Genomic DNA, 20,924 nt, shown 5'->3' on the forward strand with positions numbered 1-20,924 from the left:
GAGACGATGCGCTTTATCATCAGGACGCTGGCGCGCTATCGGGCAGCACAATGTTGCTCTGCGCCAGGGTCCCCATCTGGTGGTACATCGCGCTGGCGGCATCCAGCAGGTGCATGGCCAGCGCGGCGCCGCTGCCCTCCCCCAGGCGCATGTCCATATCGAGATACGGGCGCAGACCCAGCGCGTCGAGGGCGATCCGCGCCCCTTTCTCCGCCGACAGGTGCGAAGGGATAAGATACGGGTGCGCCGCCGGGGCCATGCGGCAGGCCGCCAGAGCCGAAGCGTAGGAGAGGAAGCCATCCAGCACCACCGGCAGGCCGCAGGAGGCCGCCCCGAGGATCACCCCGGTCATACCCACCAGATCAAAACCGCCCACCTTCGCCAGCACGTCCAGCCCGTCCGCCGGGTTCGGCTGGTTATGAGCGATCGCCTGGCGCACCACCGCCACCTTATGGCCCCGCTGCGCCAGCGGCAGATTGGCCCCGCAGCCCACCACCGCGTCGGGGTCGCTGCCGGTCAGGACGCTGATCGTCGCAGCGGCCGGGGTGGTATTGGCCATCCCCAGCTCCCCCACGCCAAAGACGTTCACCCCGTCGGCGGCGAGCTGGCGGGCGAAACGCATGCTGGCCAGCAGCACCGTCTCCGCCTGCTGACGGCTCATCGCCGCCGTCCGGGCGATATTCCCGCTACCGCGGGCCACCTTGAGGTTGATCAGGCCCGGCAGCGGCTCGGCGTCGATGCCGACATCCACCACCTCCACTCTCACGCCAGCCTGCGCCGCCAGCACGCAGACGCCGGTATTGCCCCGCACCATATTGCCGGCATGAATGGCCGTCACCGCCTGCGGGGAAGGGGTCACGCCTTCATGCCAGACGCCGTGGTCGGCGCACATGACCACGATGGCTTTTTCAGTCAGCGCCAGCTGCCCCTGCAGCCCCGGCAGACCGGCCAGCTGTACCGCCAGGCTCTCCAGACGGCCAAGGCTGCCGGGCGGCTTTAACAGGCCATCAATATGCTGCTGCGCGCGCGCCATGCCCGTCACATCGGGCTGCGGAATGACAGCCAGTAACGCCGAAAGTGTTTCCATTCTGTTCCTCACCGTTGATGCCAGGCCTTACAGTAGCGCCAGTAAAAAGAGTAATTCACCCAGCTCGATCGCCGCTCCGAGGGTATCCCCGGTCTGCCCGCCGAGGGTTCGCTTCAGCGCCCACCCCAGACCCCAGATCAGCACCAGGGCGATCAGCGCGGCGCACAGCCCATGCAGCCCCAGCAGGGCGGTGGCCAGCGCGATCGCCAGCGCCATCGTCACCAGCGTCTGCTGCAGGCTAATTTTGCCAATAAACAGATTGCCCAGCCCTTTTTCCCGCGCATAGCGATGGCGATACATCAGCAGCACCGCCATTCCGCGACCGACGGCGCAGGCCGCCGCCAGCGCCGCGATGGGGTTGACATCGCGCAGCAGCAGTTCGCCGACCACCAGCACCTTCGCCACCAGCACAAAAATCAGCGCCAGCCCGCCGTGGGTACCCAGCCGGCTGTCGCGCATGATCTCCAGCATTCGATCGCGGGTGCGGGCGGAGAAGATGCCGTCGCAGGTATCGGCTAGCCCGTCAAGGTGAAATCCGCCGGTGAGCAGCGCCAGCGCCAGCGCGCCGAACAGCGCCGCCAGCGGGACGCCGCACCACGGCTGCAGGAGGTACACCACCGCGCCGGCGATGGCGCCGAGCAGTAAACCGACCAGCGGGAAGGTGACGATACTGCGCTGGTACTGTTCGATCTCCAGGCCCTGAGATAACCGCGCCGGGACCGGCAGACGGCTGATAAACGAGAGTGCGGCAAAGAATGACTTAATCACGTGGGGTTGACTCCTGTCGGCGAAAGCAGCGGAAGAGATTCTGTCGCGCCCGGTCAGCACCTGAGTTTGTCTTCTGGCGAATCGATCGTCGGAGAGGTGAGAGGTGTTGAGATATCGCCCTGACGCCGCTGCGTCAGATGCCCGGCCAGGATGAGAGAAACCTTTCCGATATCAATACGTTTTCGCGGGGCAGTATAGCAAAGAGTCGGTGGAGAGAGGCAGTTGCCGGGACAAAGTTTTCGCAGAAAAAGAGACGGGAGGTGGTAGTGCAGAACAGCCCGGCGACGCTGACCGCCGCCGGACAGCTGGGATTAGCCTTCGACTTTGGCTTCACCCATCACTTTCAGTTTTTTAGAGATGTCGCGGCGCTCTTTGGACAGCTCGGCATTCTTGATGATGTAGTCATCAACGCGGTCTTCGTAATCGCTCTTCATGCTGGCGATGATGCCCTGGATGGCTTCCACGCTCATGCCCGGTTTGATGTAGTCGCTGAGGTTGTCCAGCAGCAGAACGCGCTTCTGGTTATCACGGATCTTTTTCTCAACGTCCTGAATTTCACGCTGCAGTTTGTTCTTACGACGGTACAGACGAACAAACTCCAGTACGTCCTGGAAAGAAGGCTTAGTTGTTTCCATTTTTACACCCCTAATAATTGAGATTCGGATTCGTAAAGCGACTGCGTTATAGGGCTAACATAACTGCTAGCAGTCGCTGATGACAATGTTTTTTCCTTTGCGTTTATCATAACCCTAAACGCTGCTGAATCGAAACAACCCGTGCAGTTACCCGGTGCATCTGGTGCTTATTTGCGCAACGCGCGGCAGATCAGATGCGACAGCAGCTCCAGCTGGCGCGCCAGTTCAATAGAGAGCCAAACATAGCCATGGATCGGGGTTTCCGCCAGGCTATCGTCACCCTGCTCTTTCATCAGCTGGCGCAGTTCGAGGACGATCTCATTCAGCTTTTCATTGTTGGCGCGCACAGGCTGAGGGTTCCCTTCATACAAGGCGTGGGCGATGGCCAACAGCGTCTGCTGGGTCATCTGCTGCGTCTCCCGCAGGGTGTGCGCATTGAGCATGACGAAGTGGCCCGGACGGGTTGCCCACCAGGCGTTGATCTGCAGCTCCAGCATGCACACGAGGTTGCGGCTGACGGTCTGGATAGCCTCGAAGATCGCCTTCTGGATGTGTGTCTCTTTGCTGGCGGGGGTGATTAGCCCGCGCATTTTGACGACGTCGTTGAGCGCCTGTTGGAGATGCTTTTCCAGCCGCGGCCGATCCACCAGATTTGGCGAGAAGCCGGCCTGGTAGAGGCGGTTGAAGTTAGTGACATAGCTGGCCATCTGGATGCGCCAGTGGATAAACGCCCGCTGCGGCCAGATACCGGTAAACAGCATCGCCAGCAGCGAGCCGAAGATCACGTCGCCGCTTCGCCACAGGGCGGTATGCATATCGCCCGGCGGCGCCCCGACCACCACCGACAGGGTGATGCCGATCAGCAGCGCCTGATAGGGTTTCTTGCCCAGCGCCAGCCAGCCGCAGAGGAACATCGCCGCCGCGCACCAGAGGACCATCAGCGGCAGGGAGATAAGCTCAAGCTTGAGCGCCACCAGCCCCAGCGCCGAGCCGAGGATCGTGCCGCCGATGCGCTGAAACGCCCGCGGCACGACGTTGCCCCAGAAGGAGATCGGCCCCATCACCACCACCAGGGTGATGAGAGGCCATGTCCCCTCAGGCACGTTCAGCAGCCGCACCAGCAAAAAGGTGAGCACAAAGGCCAGCGCAATCCGCACACCATGCACCACCCGATAATGGCGATACAAACGGATCTCAAATGGCTTGAGTGATTTATCAGCGCGCACAACCCTCTCCGGCAAAACGAAAAGGCCAATTGTAACTGCTTTTTCGCCCGGAGCGTGCCGGGAATGTAAAAATCCTTGTCCGGAACAGGGGTAAATCGCTACGACGCGACGCGGGCGACGGGAACATACATGTCGATATCCCAGTAGCCGTCGTGGTTGCCGTCGTTAAGATAGACCTCAAAGCAGGGCTGGGGGGCGATGCGATACGCCGTGCTCTGCAGCAGGCTGTCGAAAAACTGCCTCCACGGGGTGGCGAAGTCGTGATCCACCACCCGCGCGCGGGCGCAGGCGTAATCCCCGCCGGCAATCGCCGTTATGATCACCCCTTCGCTGTTAGCGGGAATGACGTAATCCTCGTCAACGGCGACCACGGTGGCGCAGCGCAGTTTTTCCGCCGGCACGTCCTCCGGGTTATCGTAGTAGACGGCAAGCCACTCGCGGGCGGGCACCTGCCGGCCCTCAACCCACATCATCAGTTGCTCAAACCCCTGCCTGACGGTTTGATCCCAGGGCCCGACCAGATGGAAACCGGCAATGGTTTTCTTGCCGAGGGGGGTGACGCTGTAGTTCATCTTGCCTCCTTTGGAGATAAATGACTGTATGAATATACAGTTAATTTAACAGGAGATCCCCCCTCAGTATGTGCGCGAATTCACAGAGTCGCCATTGCGGCTGATGAAAAAAACGGCGATGTTGTCACCGCGTCTGCCGGGCGGCAGGCGAAAAAAAACCGCCTGCAAAGAGGCGGTTGGCGTGGTTACAGCTCGTGGTGCAGGTAATCGCTCATTCGCGAGAACACCCCGCCTTTATTAATGCTTTCGAGGGTGACCAGCGGATAGTGGCCCACGACCTTGTCGCCGTCATACAGCGAAATCTCGCCGACCCGCTGGTTGGCGGCGATCGGCGCCTCCAGATCCTTTTTATCCAGCACGTATTTCGCCTTAATCCGCGACACTTCCGCCTTCGGCAGCGCTAACCAGAAATCCTGATCGGTGCCGAGCTTAATCTGCTCTTTATCGCCGTACCAGATGCGCTCGCTGCCGACCTTCTGCCCCTTCTGCAGCACCTGCACGGTGTCGAAGTTTTGCTGCCCCCAGTGCAGCAGTTTCGCGGCCTGCTGCTCGCGGCCTTTCGGGCTGTCGGCACCCATCACCACGGCGATCAACCGACGCTGGCCATCCACCGCCGAGGCGATCAGGTTAAACCCGGCGCCCGACGTGTGGCCGGTTTTCAGGCCATCGACGTTCAGGGTTTTATCCCACAGCAGACCGTTACGGTTTTGCTGGGTAATGCCGTTCCACGTCAGGCTTTTCTGGCTGTACATGTGGTAGACGTCAGGCTCGCCATGGATAATCGCCCGCGACAGCACCGCCAGGTCATAGGCCGAACTATGCTGGCCCGGGGCATCGAGGCCGTGGACGGTTTCGAAATGGGTATCCTGCAGATGCAGTTTTTCGACATACTGATTCATCAGGGCGACAAACTGCGGCTGACCGCCGGCGACATAGTCGGCCAGCGCGACGCAGGCGTCGTTGCCGGAGTCGACAATCAGCCCACGGCTGAGGTCGCGGACGCTGACGCGATCCCCTGGCTTTAAGAACATCAGGGATGACCCGTCGAACACCGGGTTGCCCTTCGCCCAGGCGTCTTTCCCCACGGTGACGATATCGTCAAAGGTGATACGATGGCTGTCGATGGCGCGATCGACCACGTAGCCGGTCATTAATTTGGTCAGGCTGGCAGGATTGCGCTGCTGATGTTCGTTACCCGCGGTCAGTACCTGACCGGTGGTGTAATCCATCAGCACCCAGGAGCCAGCCTGAATGGAAGGCGGCGCGACCGTAGCAGGTAAGTCGACGGCAAATGCGCAGGAAACGCTCGAAGCGAGCAAAGATACAGCAATAAACAAACGGCCTTTCAACGGCATATCCTCTAGATTTACAGATCCGCCGTCCTTTTTACGGAACTTCGCGTTTCATATCAGGGTTTAATTGCAAGAAAATATGACACGGCGGAGGATGTTGCTTGCCGTTACCCTTCTGATGACCGGGCAAATCGTTTACCATACCGGTCGCACGCCACCACGGATAATGAACAGACTATGCAAGACAGCGTCAACCAGCCCGGATTTTTATTCCACGATTATGAAACCTTCGGCACCAGCCCTTCCCTTGACCGGCCGGCGCAGTTCGCCGCCATCCGCACCGACGCGGAGTTAAACGTGCTGGGCGAGCCCGAGGTGTTTTACTGCAAGCCCGCTGACGATTACCTGCCGCAGCCGCAGGCGGTAATGATCACCGGGATCACCCCGCAGGAAGCGCTGGCCAAAGGGGATAACGAGGCCGCGTTTGCCCGCCGCATCCACGATCTGTTCACGGTGCCGCAAACCTGCATCGTCGGCTATAACAACGTGCGCTTTGATGACGAAGTGACGCGGAATATCTTCTATCGCAACTTCTATGACCCTTATGCCTGGAGCTGGCAGCACGATAACTCGCGCTGGGATCTGCTCGACGTGATGCGCGCCTGCTATGCCCTGCGTCCGGAAGGGATCGCCTGGCCGGAAAATGACGAGGGTCTGCCGAGCTTCCGCCTTGAACATTTGACCGTCGCCAACGGTATTGAACACCAGAACGCCCATGACGCGATGGCCGACGTGTACGCCACCATCGCCATGGCGAAGCTGGTGAAAACCCGGCAACCGCGGCTGTTTGACTATCTCTACAGCCACCGCAATAAGCGCAAGCTGGCGACGCTCATCGACGTACCGCAGATGAAGCCGCTGGTGCATGTCTCCGGCATGTTCGGCGCCGCGCGCGGCAACACCAGCCTGGTGGCGCCCCTGGCCTGGCATCCGGAAAACCGCAATGCGGTGATTATGGTCGATCTGGCGGGGGATATGGCGCCGCTGCTGGAGCTGGATGCGGACGCCCTGCGCGAGCGGCTTTACACCCCGCGCGCCGAGCTTGGCGATCTGCCGGCGGCGCCGATCAAGCTGGTGCATCTCAATAAATGTCCGGTGCTGGCTCAGGCCAATACCCTGCGCCCGCAGGATGCCGACCGGCTGGGGCTCTCCATTCAGCGCTGTCTGGAGAATGCCCAACTGCTGCGGGCGAATCCGCAGGTGCGGGAGAAAGTGGTGGCGGTGTATGCCGAAGCCGAGCCGTTCGTGCCGTCCGAAAACGTCGACGCCCAGCTTTACAATGGGTTCTTTAGCGATGCCGACCGCGCGGCGATGAAAATCGTGCTGGAAACGGAACCGCGCAATCTGCCGGCGCTGGATATCACCTTCGCCGACAAGCGCATCGAACGCCTGCTGTTTAACTACCGGGCGCGCAACTTTCCCGGCACGCTCGATGAAGCCGAGCAGCAGCGCTGGTTAGAGCACCGTCGTCAGGTATTTACGCCTGAGTTTTTGCAGGCCTATGCCGATGAACTGCAGATGCTGTATCAGCAGTATGCGGAGGATAAAGAGAAGCTGGCGCAGCTGAAGGCGCTGTGGCAGTACGCGCAGGATATTGTCTGATTGGCTGAAATTCCCGGGTTGCGGCTACCGCCTTACCCGGGCTACAAACTGTATCAGCTGTATGCGGATGATAAAGAGAAGCTGGCGCAGCTGAAGGCGCTGTGGCAGTACGCACAGGATATCGTCTGATTGGCTGAAATTCCCGGGTTGCGGCTAACGCCTTACCCGGGCTACAAACGATGGCTGGACTCGTAGCCCGGGTAAGACGCCTCGCGTCGCACCCGGGAACGTTGCTTAACTTTTCGCGCGGCTGGCGATGATTTCATCCGCTACGTTGCGCGGCGCTTCCGCGTAGTGGTGGAACTCCATGCTATAGGTTGCTCGTCCCTGAGACATCGAGCGCAGCGTGGTGGAATAACCAAACATCTCCGCCAGCGGCACATCGGCGCGGATGATCTGGCTGCCGAAGCGCTCTTCCATCCCCTGCACCATCCCGCGACGGGAAGAGAGATCGCCCATGATATTCCCGGCGTACTCTTCCGGCGTTTCCACCTCCACGTGCATCACCGGCTCAAGGATCACCGGGTCCGCTTTGCGCGCCCCTTCCCGGAAGCCGAAGATCGCCGCCATGCGGAACGCCATCTCCGAGGAGTCCACATCGTGGTACGATCCGAAGGTCAGGGTCGCTTTCACGTCAACCACCGGATAGCCCGCCAGCACGCCCGTGCCCATCGCTTCGCGCAGCCCTTTCTCCACGGAAGGGATGTACTCGCGCGGCACTACCCCGCCTTTGGTGGCGTCCTCGAAGACGAAACCGCTGCCCGGCTCCAGCGGCTCAAGGGTCAGCACGACGTGCCCGTACTGTCCTTTACCGCCGGACTGGCGCACAAATTTGCCCTCCACGTCCGTCACTTTCTTGCGCAGGGTTTCGCGGTAGGTGACCTGCGGACGACCAATGTTGGCCTCGACGTTAAACTCGCGCTTCATCCGGTCGACAATGATCTCCAGATGCAGCTCGCCCATGCCGGAGATAATCGTCTGGCCGGACTCTTCATCGGTATGCAGACGGAACGACGGATCTTCCGCCGCCAGCCGCTGCAGCGCGATGCCCATTTTCTCCTGGTCCGCTTTGGTCTTCGGCTCAATCGCCAGCGAAATCACCGGCTCCGGAAACTCCATCCGCTCAAGGGTAATCACCGCATCCGGGTCGCACAGCGTGTCGCCGGTGGTGACATCCTTCAGGCCGACGCAGGCCGCGATATCCCCGGCGTGCAGTTCGTCCACTTCGTGGCGATCGTTGGCCTGCATCAGGACGATACGCCCGATGCGCTCTTTCTTGCCCTTCACCGGATTCCACACCGCATCGCCTTTCTTCAGCGTCCCGGAGTAGACGCGGATAAAGGTCAACTGGCCGACGTAGGGGTCGGTCATCAGTTTGAACGCCAGCGCCGACAGCGGCTCATCGTCGCTCGGATGGCGCTCCGCCGGCTGGCCTTTCTCATCCACGCCCTGTATCGCCGGAATATCCAGCGGCGACGGCATCAGCTCCACCACCGCGTCGAGCATGCGCTGCACGCCTTTGTTTTTAAAGGCGCTACCGCAGAGCACCGCCTGGATTTCACCCTTCACCGTGCGCTGGCGCAGACCGGCGACGATCTCCGCCTCGTCCAGCTCGCCGGTTTCGAGGTATTTATCCATCAGCGCGTCGCTGGCCTCCGCCGCCGCCGAGACCATTTTCTCCCGCCACTCGCGGGCAGTCGCCAGCAGATCGTCAGGGACCGGCCCGTAGCTGAAGGTCATGCCCTGGGTGGCGTCATCCCACAGGATGGCGCGCATTTTCACCAGGTCGACGACGCCGGTGAAATGCTCTTCGGCGCCAATGGGGATGACAATCGGCACCGGGTTGGCCTTCAGGCGGTCGATCATCATCTGCACCACGCGGAAGAAGTCCGCGCCGGGGCGGTCCATCTTGTTGACGAAGGCCAGCCGCGGGACATGGTATTTATTCGCCTGGCGCCAGACGGTCTCCGACTGGGGCTGCACCCCGCCGACGGAGTCATACACCATCACCGCGCCGTCGAGCACGCGCATGGAACGTTCCACCTCAATGGTGAAATCCACGTGCCCCGGGGTGTCGATGATATTGATCCGGTGCGGCTCGAAGCTGCGGTCCATACCCGGCCAGAAGCAGCTCACCGCCGCCGAGGTAATGGTGATCCCGCGCTCTTGCTCCTGGGCCATCCAGTCGGTGGTTGCCGCGCCATCGTGTACTTCACCCAGCTTATGGCTCATCCCGGTGTAAAACAGGATGCGCTCGGTGGTGGTGGTTTTACCGGCATCGATATGCGCGGAGATACCGATGTTGCGATAACGTTCGAGGGGGATGGGTCGGGGCATGATGCGTCCTTAGTCGTTTTGACTGTCAGTCTGCGGTCGGAATGATCCGCAGTTCATTTCACTGCCGCTTATGATAGTACAATTGTACGAGTATATTCGAACTATTTTTACTATTATTATGATTGGTCAGGTTGCGGCGGCGCGCGTGGCATGCGAACAGGAGTTTGGGTATAGTAGCCGCCAGCCGCCGATACGGGCTGCGACCGCCATGCGCCGCGCCACCGCCGACACAGGATTATTATGATCGCCAATCACCCTGAACGAGAACAAATTCGCCTGGAAAATGTCCTTTCCGCGCTCGGCAACCCGCTGCGACTGGAGATCATCCGCACGCTGGCCGACGGCAGCGAGCAGAGCTGTAACGCTCTGCGTCAGGAAGAGGTGGCCAAGTCCACCATGACCCACCACTGGCGCGTCCTGCGCGACAGCGGTGTGATCTGGCAGCGGCCTCAGGGACGGGAGAATATGATTTCGCTGCGCCGGGAAGATCTGGACGCCCGTTTTCCCGGCCTGCTGGATACGCTGCTGAACGTGATGCAGCAGTCGTGAATCGCTAACCTGCTGCCTGCTACTCCCCCGCCAGCCGCTGGTACTGCCTGAAACGGGCCCGGGCATCCTCCTCCGTTTGCCGGAACAGCGCGTCCGCCAGATCCGGGGTGGTTTTGTGCAGCGCGGCATAGCGCACCTCGCCAAGCAGAAAGTCGCGGAAGCTCTCTTCCGGCTCTTCGGAGTCCAGTATAAACGGCGTTTTGCCCTCGGCTTCGCGCTGTGGATGGTAGCGCCACAGGTGCCAGTATCCCGCCTCCACCGCCCGCTTCGCCTCGCGCTGACTGCAGCGCATCCCGGCTTTCAGGCCGTGGTTGATACAGGCGGCGTAGGCGATCACCAGCGACGGTCCCGGCCAGGCTTCAGCCTCGGCGATGGCCCGCAGGGTCTGATCTTTATCGGCGCCCATGGCGATCTGCGCAACGTAAACATTGCCGTAGCTCATCGCCATCATGCCGAGATCTTTTTTCCGCGTGCGTTTCCCCTGGGCGGCAAACTTGGCGATCGCCGCCACCGGGGTCGATTTGGACGACTGGCCGCCGGTGTTGGAGTAGACCTCGGTATCGAACACCAGAATATTGACGTCTTCCCCGCTGGCCAGCACATGATCGAGACCGCCGAAGCCAATATCGTAGGCCCAGCCGTCGCCGCCGAAAATCCACTGCGAACGCCGGACGAAATAGTCACGGTTCTGCCAGAGCTGCTCCAGCAGCGGAACCCCCTCTTTTTCCGCCGCCAGCAACGCACTGAGGCGGTCTGCACGTTCGCGGGTCCCCTCCCCCTCGTCCTGCTGCGCCAGCCATTGCCGCATCGCGGCGTGAAGCGCGTCGCTGACCGGCAGCGCCAGGGCGCGAGTCATCTCCCCGGCGATCTGTTGGCGGATCGCCTGGCCGCCGAGCATCATGCCCAGCCCGAACTCGGCGTTGTCCTCAAACAGCGAGTTTGCCCAGGCCGGCCCGTGGCCGCGGTGGTTGGTGGTATAGGGCATCGAAGGCGCGCTGGCGCCCCAGATCGAAGAGCAGCCGGTGGCGTTGGCGATCAGCATCCGGTCGCCAAACAGCTGGGTGATCAGCCGGGCATAGGGCGTTTCGCCACAGCCCGCGCAGGCGCCGGAAAACTCCAGCAGCGGCGTTTCGAACTGGCTGCCTTTGACCGTCGTTTTGCGAAACGGGTTATCTTTTGGCGCCAGCCCCAGCGCGTAGTCCCAGACCGGGGCCATCGCGCGCTGGCTGTCGAGGGAGGCCATCTGCAGCGCCTTGCCGCGCGACGGGCAGCTCTCCACGCAGTTGCCGCAGCCGGAGCAGTCCAGCGGCGAGATAGCCAGATGATAGTGGTAGTCTTTGGCCCCCTGGGCCGGTTTGCTCAGCAGCCCGGCGGGCGCCGTATCCTGTTCTTCAGCGTTCAGCAACGCCGGGCGGATCGCCGCATGTGGGCAGACGAAGGCGCACTGGTTACACTGGGTGCAGCCGTCGGGCTGCCAGACCGGCACCTCCAGGGCAATGCCGCGCTTCTCCCAGGCGGCGGTGCCGGAGGGAAAGGTGCCGTCTTCCATCCCGGCGAAGGCGCTCACCGGCAGCAGGTCGCCACGCTGGCGGTTCATGGGCTGCAGAATATCGCGGATGAAGTCCGGCATCAGGGTTGTCGCCTGCGGCGCCGGCGCCTCGAGGGTCGCCCAGTGGGCGGGAACCGTCACCCGACGCAGCGCCGCCATCCCCAGCTCGATCGCCCGCTGGTTCATCTCAATGACGCTCGCCCCTTTGCTGCCATAGCTTTTCTCCACCGCCTGTTTGAGATAGTCCGCCGCGGTTTGCGGATCGATAATCGCCGTCAGCTTAAAGAACGCCGCCTGCATCAGCATGTTAAAGCGCCCGCCGAGGCCCAGCTCGCGGGCGATGTCCACGGCGTTGAGGGTATAAAAGTCGATCTTTTCCTGCGCCAGATAGCGCCGGACGCTGACCGGCAGGTGCTGCTCCAGCTCCGCCTCGGACCAGCTGCAGTTGAGCAAAAAGGTGCCTCCCGGCTTCAGCCCCTCCAGCAGGTCGTAGCGGTCGACATAGGATTGCTGAGAGCAGGCGATAAAATCGGCCCGGTGGATCAGGTAGGGCGAGGTGATTGGCCGGTCGCCAAAGCGCAGGTGCGAGACAGTGATCCCCCCGGACTTTTTCGAGTCGTAGGAAAAGTAGGCCTGAGCATAGAGCGGCGTGTTATCGCCGATGATCTTGATGGCGCTTTTGTTCGCCCCGACGGTGCCATCCGAGCCCATGCCCCAGAATTTGCAGGCGGTGATCCCGGCGTGGGAGACCGCCAGCGGCACCTGCCGGGCGGGCAGCGAGGTAAAGGTGACGTCATCGACAATGCCCAGGGTAAACCCGTCCTTCGGCAGCGGCTGCCGAAGATTGTCAAACACCGCGGCGATATCGTTGGGCAGCACATCCTTACCGCCGAGGGCGTAGCGGCCGCCGACAATCAGCGGCGCATCTTCGCGTTGATAGAAAGCGTTTTTGACGTCGAGGCACAGCGGTTCCGCCTGCGCCCCCGGCTCTTTGGTGCGGTCAAGGACGGCAATGCGCTGCACGCTGGCGGGCAATTGCGCGAAGAAGTGCGCCAGCGAGAACGGCCGATAGAGATGAACGCTGAGCAGCCCCACCTTCTCCCCCGCCGCATTCAGCGCATCCACCACCTCCTGGACGGTGTCGCACACTGAGCCCATGGCGATAATCACCCGCTCGGCGTCCGGCGCGCCGTGGTAATTAAACAGGTGATATTCCCGCCCGGTGAGCGCGGTGATCTTCGCCATATAGCTTTCCACCAGATCGGGCAGCGCGAGGTAGAAGCGGTTACCGGCCTCCCGCTCCTGGAAGTAGATATCCGGGTTTTGCGCGGTGCCGCGGATCACCGGGTGATCCGGATGCAGCGCCTGACGACGAAAGCGCTCCAGCGCCGGGCGGTCCAGCAGCGCCGCCAGTTGCTCATACTCCAGCACCTCGATCTTCTGTATTTCGTGCGAAGTGCGAAAGCCGTCGAAGAAGTTGATAAAGGGTATCCGCCCGGCGATCGCCGCCAGATGCGCCACCGCCGACAGGTCCATCACCTGCTGAACGTTATTCTCCACCAGCATGGCGCAGCCGGTCTGGCGCACCGCCATCACATCCTGATGGTCGCCAAAAATATTCAGCGAATTGGTCGCCAGCGCCCGGGCGCTAACGTGAAAGACGCCCGGCAGCAGCTCCCCGGCAATTTTGTACAAATTGGGGATCATCAGCAGCAGCCCCTGCGACGCGGTGTAGGTGGTGGTGAGCGCCCCCGCCTGCAGCGCGCCGTGCACCGCCCCGGCGGCGCCGGCTTCAGACTGCATCTCCATCAGGCGCACCGGCCGACCAAAGAGGTTCTTTTTCCCCTTAGCGGCCCATTCATCGACATTCTCCGCCATCGGGGTGGAGGGGGTAATGGGATAGATGGCCGCCACGTCGGTAAAGGCGTAGGAGATCCAGGCCGCCGCCGCGTTGCCATCCATTGTTTTCATGTTTCCGGACATCGTTCAATCCTCGAAGGTGAGCGTTCTCTTTACCGCGACAGCCCGCGGCAAACCCTGTTTCCTCTTCAAGCACAGCCTGTGCCAGCTCGCGGATTGCCGCCTGTCGCTTATTAATTCAACAGGTTAAGGGAAGAAAGGCGCAGGTCCGTCCGGCGGAATTGCGGGGAATAAGACACAGGGCGCGACAAGCTGTTGAACAGGCGACAAATCGCCGCGCCGGGCCGGTGGCGGGAAATTGTTCTGTTTCGCACATTTGGTGGCGTTATTGTGCCGTTTGCGCAGGCCCCCGGCGCGGCCGGTTTACAGAAAACACTTATTTATCAAAAGACTGAATAAAAAATCACAGCTGGTATGTTCCCTGCACTTCTCTGCTGGCAAACACTCAACAACAGGAGAAGTCACCATGACCATGCGTCAATGCGCTATCTACGGTAAAGGCGGTATCGGTAAATCCACCACCACCCAGAATCTCGTTGCGGCCCTCGCCGAGATGGGTAAGAAAGTGATGATCGTCGGCTGCGATCCGAAGGCGGACTCCACCCGTCTGATCCTCCACGCGAAAGCCCAGAACACCATTATGGAGATGGCGGCGGAAGTGGGCTCGGTCGAGGATCTGGAGCTCGAAGACGTACTGCAAATCGGCTATGGCGATGTACGTTGCGCCGAATCCGGCGGCCCGGAGCCAGGCGTTGGCTGCGCCGGACGCGGGGTGATCACCGCCATCAACTTCCTCGAAGAAGAAGGCGCCTATGAAGAAGATCTGGATTTCGTCTTCTATGACGTCCTCGGCGACGTGGTCTGCGGCGGCTTCGCCATGCCGATCCGCGAAAACAAAGCCCAGGAGATCTACATCGTCTGCTCCGGGGAGATGATGGCGATGTATGCCGCCAACAATATCTCCAAGGGGATCGTGAAGTACGCCAAATCCGGCAAGGTACGCCTCGGCGGCCTGATCTGTAACTCGCGCAAAACCGACCGCGAAGACGAGCTGATCATCGCCCTGGCGGAAAAGCTCGGCACCCAGATGATCCACTTTGTTCCCCGCGACAACATTGTGCAGCGCGCAGAGATCCGCCGAATGACGGTGATCGAGTACGACCCGACCTGTCAGCAGGCCAACGAATATCGTCAGCTGGCGCAGAAGATCGTCAATAACACCAAAAAAGTGGTGCCGACCCCCTGCACCATGGACGAGCTGGAGTCGCTGCTGATGGAGTTCGGCATCATGGAAGAAGAAGACACCAGCATCATTGGTAAAACCGCCGCTGAAGAAAACGCGGCCTGAGCACAGGATCCTCACCATGACCAACGCAACAGGCGAACGTAACCTTGCGCTCATCCAGGAAGTCCTGGAGGTGTTTCCCGAAACCGCGCGCAAAGAGCGCAGAAAGCACATGATGATCAGCGATCCGCAGATGGAGAGCGTCGGCAAGTGCATTATCTCGAACCGTAAATCGCAGCCCGGGGTGATGACCGTGCGCGGCTGCGCCTACGCCGGCTCGAAAGGGGTGGTGTTTGGGCCGATTAAAGACATGGCCCATATCTCGCACGGCCCCATCGGCTGCGGCCAGTATTCGCGCGCCGGACGGCGCAATTACTATACCGGCGTCAGCGGTGTCGACAGCTTCGGCACCCTGAACTTCACCTCTGATTTTCAGGAGCGCGATATTGTCTTCGGCGGCGATAAAAAGCTGAGCAAACTGATTGAAGAGATGGAGCTACTGTTCCCGCTGACCAAAGGGATCACTATTCAGTCGGAGTGCCCGGTGGGCCTGATCGGAGATGACATCAGCGCCGTGGCCAACGCCAGCAGCAAGGCGCTGGATAAACCGGTGATCCCGGTGCGCTGCGAAGGCTTTCGCGGCGTCTCGCAGTCGCTGGGCCACCATATCGCCAACGACGTGGTGCGCGACTGGGTGCTGAACAACCGCGAAGGGCAGCCGTTTGCCAGCACCCCGTATGATGTCGCCATCATTGGCGATTACAACATCGGCGGCGACGCCTGGGCCTCGCGCATTCTGCTGGAAGAGATGGGGCTGCGCGTAGTGGCGCAGTGGTCCGGCGACGGCACCCTGGTGGAGATGGAGAACACCCCGTTCGTTAAGCTAAACCTCGTCCACTGCTACCGTTCGATGAACTATATCGCCCGCCATATGGAGGAGAAACATCAGATCCCGTGGATGGAATATAACTTCTTCGGCCCGACCAAAATCGCCGAATCGCTGCGCAAGATCGCCGATCAATTTGATGACGCCATTCGCGCCAATGCGGAAGCGGTGATCGCCAAATATGAGGGGCAGATGGCGGCCATCATCGCCAAATATCGCCCGCGGCTGGAGAGGCGCAAAGTGCTGCTGTACATGGGGGGGCTGCGGCCGCGCCACGTCATCGGCGCCTATGAGGATCTCGGGATGGAGATCATCGCCGCCGGCTACGAGTTTGCCCATAACGATGATTACGACCGCACCCTGCCGGACCTGAAAGAGGGCACTCTGCTGTTTGACGATGCCAGCAGCTATGAGCTGGAGGCCTTCGTCAAAGCGCTGAAGCCCGACCTCATCGGCTCCGGGATCAAAGAGAAATATATCTTCCAGAAAATGGGGGTGCCGTTCCGCCAGATGCACTCCTGGGACTATTCCGGCCCCTATCACGGCTATGACGGCTTCGCCATCTTTGCCCGCGATATGGATATGACCCTGAACAATCCGGCGTGGAACGAACTGACTGCCCCGTGGCTGAAGTCTGCGTGATTGCCCCTTCACTGTCCCGTCAGTCCACCGATTTGTGGCGCGGGAGGAGAACACCATGAGCCAAACGATCGATAAAATTCACAGCTGTTATCCGCTGTTTGAACAGGATGAATACCAGACCCTGTTCCAGAACAAAAAGAGCCTTGAAGAGGCGCACGACGCGCAGCGCGTCCAGGAGGTATTTGCCTGGACCACCACCGCCGAGTATGAAGCGCTGAACTTCCAGCGCGAGGCTTTGACCGTCGACCCGGCCAAAGCCTGCCAGCCGCTCGGGGCGGTGCTCTGCGCGCTGGGGTTCGCCGGCACCCTGCCCTACGTCCACGGCTCTCAGGGCTGCGTCGCCTATTTCCGCACCTACTTTAACCGCCATTTTAAGGAGCCGGTGGCTTGCGTCTCCGACTCGATGACCGAGGACGCGGCGGTATTCGGCGGCAACAACAACATGAATCTGGGCCTGCAGAATGCCAGCGCGCTGTATAAACCCGAGATTATCGCCGTCTCCACCACCTGCATGGCCGAGGTGATCGGCGACGATCTGCAGGCGTTTATCGCCAACGCCAAAAAAGAGGGATTTGTTGACGACAGTATCGCCATTCCTTACGCCCATACCCCCAGCTTTATCGGCAGCCATGTCACCGGCTGGGACAATATGTTCGAAGGGTTCGCGAAGACCTTTACCGCTGACTACGCCGGGCAGCCGGGCAAACTGCAAAAGCTCAATCTGGTGACCGGATTTGAGACCTATCTCGGCAACTTCCGCGTGCTGAAGCGGATGATGGCGCAGATGGATGTCCCCTGCAGCCTGCTCTCCGACCCTTCAGAGGTGCTCGACACCCCCGCCGACGGCCATTACCGGATGTACGCCGGCGGCACCAGCCAGCAGGAGATCAAAACCGCGCCGGACGCCATTGACACCCTGCTGCTGCAGCCGTGGCAGCTGGTGAAAAGCAAAAAGGTGGTTCAGGAGATGTGGAATCAGCCCGCCACGGAGGTGGCCGTTCCGTTGGGTCTGGCCGCTACCGACGCGCTGCTGATGACCGTCAGTCAACTGACCGGCAAACCGATCGCCGACGCCCTGACCCTTGAGCGCGGCCGGCTGGTGGACATGATGCTGGACTCCCACACCTGGCTGCACGGCAAAAAATTCGGCCTCTACGGCGATCCGGATTTCGTGATGGGCCTGACGCGCTTCCTGCTGGAGCTGGGCTGCGAGCCGACGGTGATCCTCAGCCATAACGCCAATAAACGCTGGCAAAAGGCGATGAAGAAAATGCTCGACGCCTCGCCCTACGGCCAGGACAGCGAAGTGTTCATCAACTGCGACCTGTGGCACTTCCGGTCGCTGATGTTCACCCGTCAGCCGGACTTTATGATCGGTAACTCCTACGGCAAGTTTATCCAGCGCGATACCCTGGCGAAGGGCAAAGCCTTCGAAGTGCCGCTGATCCGTCTCGGCTTTCCGCTGTTCGACCGCCATCATCTGCACCGCCAGACCACCTGGGGCTATGAAGGCGCGATGAACATCGTCACGACGCTGGTGAACGCCGTGCTGGAAAAACTGGACCACGACACCAGCCAGCTGGGCAAAACCGATTACAGCTTCGACCTCGTTCGTTAACCATCAGGCGCCCCGCCGCAGGCGGGGCCAGGAGGGAGTATGCCCATCGTGATTTTCCGTGAGCGCGGCGAGGCGCTGTATGCCTATATCGCCAAACAGGATCTGGAGGCCCGGGTGCTTCAGGTCGAACATGACGAGACGGACCGCTGGGGCGGCGCGATTGCCCTTGAAGGGGGACGTCGCTACTACGTCAATCCGCAGCCGGGGCGGCCGGTCTTTCCGATAAGTCTGCGCGCCACCCGCAGCACGCTGCTATAAGGAGCTGGAAATGTCCGATAACGATACCCTTTTCTGGCGTCTGCTGGCGCTGTTCCAGACGCTGCCGGAGCTGCAGCCGGTGCAAGTCGTCGACTGGCTGGCGCAGGAGTGCGGCGAAACCTTGACCCCGGAACGGTTAACCACCCTGACGCAGCCTCAGCTGGCCGCCAGCTTTCCTTCGGCGACGGCGGTGATGTCCCCGGCCCGCTGGGCGCGGGTCATCGCCTGCCTGCAGGGGGTGCTGCCCGGCCATTTGCGCATCGCCCGGTCACCCCAGCGGACGCCGCAGCTGCGGGTCGCCTTCTGTTCGCAGGATGGCCTGGTCATCAATGGTCATTTTGGCCAGAACCGGCTGTTTTTTATCTATGCCTTCGATGACCAGGGCGGCTGGCTGGCGGATCTGCGCCGCTATGCCTCCCCTTCGGCGACGTCTGACGCCAGCGAGATGCGCGCCAGGCTGCTGGAGGATTGCCATTTGCTGTTTTGCCAGGAGATTGGCGGGCCTGCCGCCGCGAGGTTGATCCGCCATCAGATCCATCCGATGAAAGCGCCGCCGGGCACGACGATCCAGGCCCAGTGCGCCGCGGTGAGCGCGATGCTGGCCGGTCGGCTGCCGCCGTGGCTGGCGAAGCGCCTCAACCGGGATAACCCTCTGGAGGAACGTGTTTTTTAATCGTTGTGTTGTGCTTGTTGCCCGCCGACCCCGCGGGCCTTTTTTTGCCCCTGCAGGTGACATCCTTTCTTTCAGCAAGGCAAGCGCCGCAGGACAGGGACAAAAGTGACAGCGGGGGGTTAGGCGCATCAGGAAAATTGGCGAGAACGCAGGCGCGCATCCAGGACTGGCCGCCAGGACGGCGGCCAGAGGGCGGTCGAGACAAGGATGTCGAGTCCGCCCGTTCCGCCAGATGAAGCCGGAGTGGAGCGGACCGCGCAGCGGCAATTTTCAGCGCCATGCGGGGGGTCATGGGGGGCGGGCGAAACGCCCCCCATGCCGTTCACCCGCAGAGGGCGCGATGAAATAGAGAGGAAGGTTGGTGAACGGAATATTCCACCTTATCGACGCTTCCCGTCATTCGCCAATATGCGGCAATACTGTCGCGGTAAATCCAGTTATCAGCGCGATAAATCATGCCTTACCCCTGTTTGATTGTTGCCTTTGTCGCAAAGCCCACAACCCTTTTTCCTTAAAAATCAACCCCCCTCTCCCTGGAGCGCGAATTGCATCACCTCCCCGGTCTCCCACCGTCAACGAGGTCACTATGAAGGGAAAGGAAATTCTGGCGCTGCTGGACGAACCCGCCTGCGAGCACAACCAGAAGCAAAAATCCGGCTGCAGCGCCCCTAAGCCCGGCGCCACCGCCGGCGGCTGCGCCTTCGACGGCGCGCAGATAACGCTCCTGCCCATCGCCGACGTCGCGCACCTGGTGCACGGCCCTATCGGCTGCGCGGGAAGCTCGTGGGATAACCGCGGCAGCGTCAGCGCCGGCCCGGCCCTCAACCGGCTCGGCTTTACCACCGATCTCAACGAACAGGATGTGATTATGGGCCGCGGCGAACGCCGCCTGTTCCATGCCGTGCGTCACATCGTCGACCGCTATCGCCCGGCGGCGGTCTTTATCTACAACACCTGCGTACCAGCGATGGAAGGCGATGACATTGAGGCGGTGTGCCAGGCCGCGCAGACCGCCACCGGCGTCCCGGTCATCGCCATTGACGCCGCCGGCTTCTACGGCAGCAAAAATCTTGGCAACCGGATGGCGGGTGACGTAATGCTCAGGCAGGTGATTGGCCAGCGCGAACCCGCCCCATGGCCGGACAACACGCCCTTTGCCCCGGCCCAGCGCCACGATATCGGCCTGATTGGCGAATTCAATATCGCCGGCGAGTTCTGGCAGGTCCAGCCGCTGCTCGACGAGCTGGGGATCCGCGTCCTCGGCAGCCTCTCCGGCGACGGCCGCTTTGCCGAGATCCAGACCCTGCACCGGGCGCAGGCCAATATGCTGGTGTGCTCGCGAGCGCTGATCAACGTCGCCCGGGGGCTGGAGCTACGCTACGGCACGCCGTGGTTTGAGGGCAGCTTCTACGGGATCCGCGCCACCTCCGACGCCTTGCGCCAGCTGGCGGCGCTGCTGGGGGATGACGACCTGTGCCGCCGCACCGAGGCACTGATCGCCCGCGAGGAGCGAGCAGCGGAGCAGGCGCTAGCGCCGTGGCGCGAGCAGCTCCGCGGGCGCAAAGTGCTGCTCTATACCGGCGGCGTGAAATCCTGGTCGGTGGTCTCGGCCCTGCAGGATCTCGGCATGACCGTGGTGGCCACCGGCACGCGGAAATCCACCGAGGAGGACAAACAGCGGATCCGGGAGCTGATGGGCGACGAGGCGGTGATGCTTGAGGAGGGCAACGCCCGCACCCTGCTCGACGTGGTGTACCGCTATCAGGCGGATCTGATGATCGCCGGCGGACGCAATATGTACACCGCCTGGAAAGCCCGGCTGCCGTTCCTCGATATCAATCAGGAGCGGGAGCACGCCTACGCTGGCTACCAGGGCATCATCACCCTCGCCCGCCAGCTCTGTCTGACCCTCGCCAGCCCCGTCTGGCCGCAAACGCATGCCCGCGCCCCGTGGCGCTAGGAGAA

At 61.5% G+C, this 20,924-nt stretch carries 17 protein-coding genes; 9 read left to right on the forward strand and 8 right to left on the reverse strand.

Annotated features, from left to right (window positions below; all coding sequences use genetic code 11):
• Positions 1–19 precede the first annotated feature (19 nt).
• The 6 genes from cobT to dacD form a co-directional block, all read right to left on the reverse strand.
• Positions 20–1,087 carry a nicotinate-nucleotide--dimethylbenzimidazole phosphoribosyltransferase gene (gene cobT / locus ABLV04_RS06355; protein WP_080901765.1) on the reverse strand — a complete coding sequence of 356 codons (1,068 nt, stop codon included), beginning with the start codon at positions 1,085–1,087 and terminating at the stop codon, positions 20–22.
• 27 nt (positions 1,088–1,114) lie between these two features.
• The gene (cobS, locus tag ABLV04_RS06360) at positions 1,115–1,855 is read right to left on the reverse strand and encodes an adenosylcobinamide-GDP ribazoletransferase (protein ID WP_180265562.1); all 741 of its coding nucleotides are present in this window, start codon (positions 1,853–1,855) and stop codon (positions 1,115–1,117) included.
• A gap of 311 nt (positions 1,856–2,166) precedes the next feature.
• On the reverse strand, positions 2,167–2,490 hold the full coding sequence (locus ABLV04_RS06365) for a DUF496 family protein (protein ID WP_002911883.1): 324 nt from the start codon (positions 2,488–2,490) through the stop codon (positions 2,167–2,169).
• 167 nt (positions 2,491–2,657) lie between these two features.
• Positions 2,658–3,716, reverse strand: coding sequence for an FUSC family protein (locus tag ABLV04_RS06370; RefSeq protein ID WP_004203544.1), 1,059 nt, complete (start codon positions 3,714–3,716; stop codon positions 2,658–2,660).
• Positions 3,717–3,814: 98 nt separating this feature from the next.
• Entirely contained in the window at positions 3,815–4,288 is a 474-nt protein-coding gene (sbmC, locus tag ABLV04_RS06375; RefSeq protein WP_048336055.1) for a DNA gyrase inhibitor SbmC, read from the reverse strand.
• Positions 4,289–4,473: 185 nt separating this feature from the next.
• Positions 4,474–5,637, reverse strand: coding sequence for a serine-type D-Ala-D-Ala carboxypeptidase DacD (gene dacD / locus ABLV04_RS06380; RefSeq protein WP_023290332.1), 1,164 nt, complete (start codon positions 5,635–5,637; stop codon positions 4,474–4,476).
• 180 nt (positions 5,638–5,817) lie between these two features.
• On the opposite strand from dacD, the gene sbcB reads away from it, so the two are divergent.
• Positions 5,818–7,242, forward strand: coding sequence for an exodeoxyribonuclease I (sbcB, locus tag ABLV04_RS06385; RefSeq protein WP_180265561.1), 1,425 nt, complete (start codon positions 5,818–5,820; stop codon positions 7,240–7,242).
• Entirely contained in the window at positions 7,243–7,371 is a 129-nt protein-coding gene (locus ABLV04_RS06390; protein WP_256207303.1) for a hypothetical protein, read from the forward strand. It abuts the gene before it with no gap.
• A gap of 105 nt (positions 7,372–7,476) precedes the next feature.
• Here ABLV04_RS06390 and fusA read toward each other — a convergent pair whose 3' ends face one another.
• Complete coding sequence (gene fusA, locus ABLV04_RS06395; protein ID WP_032453436.1) at positions 7,477–9,579, reverse strand: elongation factor G; 2,103 nt, start codon at positions 9,577–9,579, stop codon at positions 7,477–7,479.
• Between the two features lie 240 nt (positions 9,580–9,819).
• On the opposite strand from fusA, the gene ABLV04_RS06400 reads away from it, so the two are divergent.
• Positions 9,820–10,128, forward strand: a complete 309-nt coding sequence (locus ABLV04_RS06400; protein ID WP_023290335.1) for a helix-turn-helix domain-containing protein — start codon at positions 9,820–9,822, stop codon at positions 10,126–10,128.
• A gap of 19 nt (positions 10,129–10,147) precedes the next feature.
• Here the strand turns inward: ABLV04_RS06400 and nifJ are convergent, their stop codons facing one another.
• Positions 10,148–13,660 (reverse strand): pyruvate:ferredoxin (flavodoxin) oxidoreductase, encoded by a 3,513-nt coding sequence (gene nifJ / locus ABLV04_RS06405; RefSeq protein WP_147733335.1) that lies wholly within the window; start codon positions 13,658–13,660, stop codon positions 10,148–10,150.
• Between the two features lie 403 nt (positions 13,661–14,063).
• On the opposite strand from nifJ, the gene nifH reads away from it, so the two are divergent.
• The 6 genes from nifH to nifE all read left to right on the forward strand — a co-directional run bounded on the left by nifH (position 14,064) and on the right by nifE (position 20,919).
• Entirely contained in the window at positions 14,064–14,945 is an 882-nt protein-coding gene (gene nifH / locus ABLV04_RS06410; protein ID WP_004203553.1) for a nitrogenase iron protein, read from the forward strand.
• A 16-nt stretch (positions 14,946–14,961) separates the two neighbouring features.
• Complete coding sequence (gene nifD, locus ABLV04_RS06415) at positions 14,962–16,410, forward strand: nitrogenase molybdenum-iron protein alpha chain (protein WP_348815492.1); 1,449 nt, start codon at positions 14,962–14,964, stop codon at positions 16,408–16,410.
• A gap of 55 nt (positions 16,411–16,465) precedes the next feature.
• Positions 16,466–18,028, forward strand: a complete 1,563-nt coding sequence (gene nifK, locus ABLV04_RS06420) for a nitrogenase molybdenum-iron protein subunit beta (protein WP_023290338.1) — start codon at positions 16,466–16,468, stop codon at positions 18,026–18,028.
• A 39-nt stretch (positions 18,029–18,067) separates the two neighbouring features.
• Positions 18,068–18,286 carry a putative nitrogen fixation protein NifT gene (gene nifT / locus ABLV04_RS06425; protein WP_004203557.1) on the forward strand — a complete coding sequence of 73 codons (219 nt, stop codon included), beginning with the start codon at positions 18,068–18,070 and terminating at the stop codon, positions 18,284–18,286.
• 10 nt (positions 18,287–18,296) lie between these two features.
• Positions 18,297–18,959: a NifB/NifX family molybdenum-iron cluster-binding protein gene (locus ABLV04_RS06430; RefSeq protein WP_101978590.1), complete on the forward strand. Its 663-nt coding sequence runs from the start codon at positions 18,297–18,299 to the stop codon at positions 18,957–18,959.
• A 586-nt stretch (positions 18,960–19,545) separates the two neighbouring features.
• Positions 19,546–20,919: a nitrogenase iron-molybdenum cofactor biosynthesis protein NifE gene (gene nifE, locus ABLV04_RS06435; RefSeq protein WP_032454924.1), complete on the forward strand. Its 1,374-nt coding sequence runs from the start codon at positions 19,546–19,548 to the stop codon at positions 20,917–20,919.
• The last annotated feature ends 5 nt before the right edge of the window (positions 20,920–20,924 follow it).

The sequence above is a fragment of the Klebsiella sp. JN_Kp127 genome (genome assembly GCF_040062505.1).
Classification (GTDB): Bacteria; Pseudomonadota; Gammaproteobacteria; order Enterobacterales; family Enterobacteriaceae; genus Klebsiella; species Klebsiella quasipneumoniae.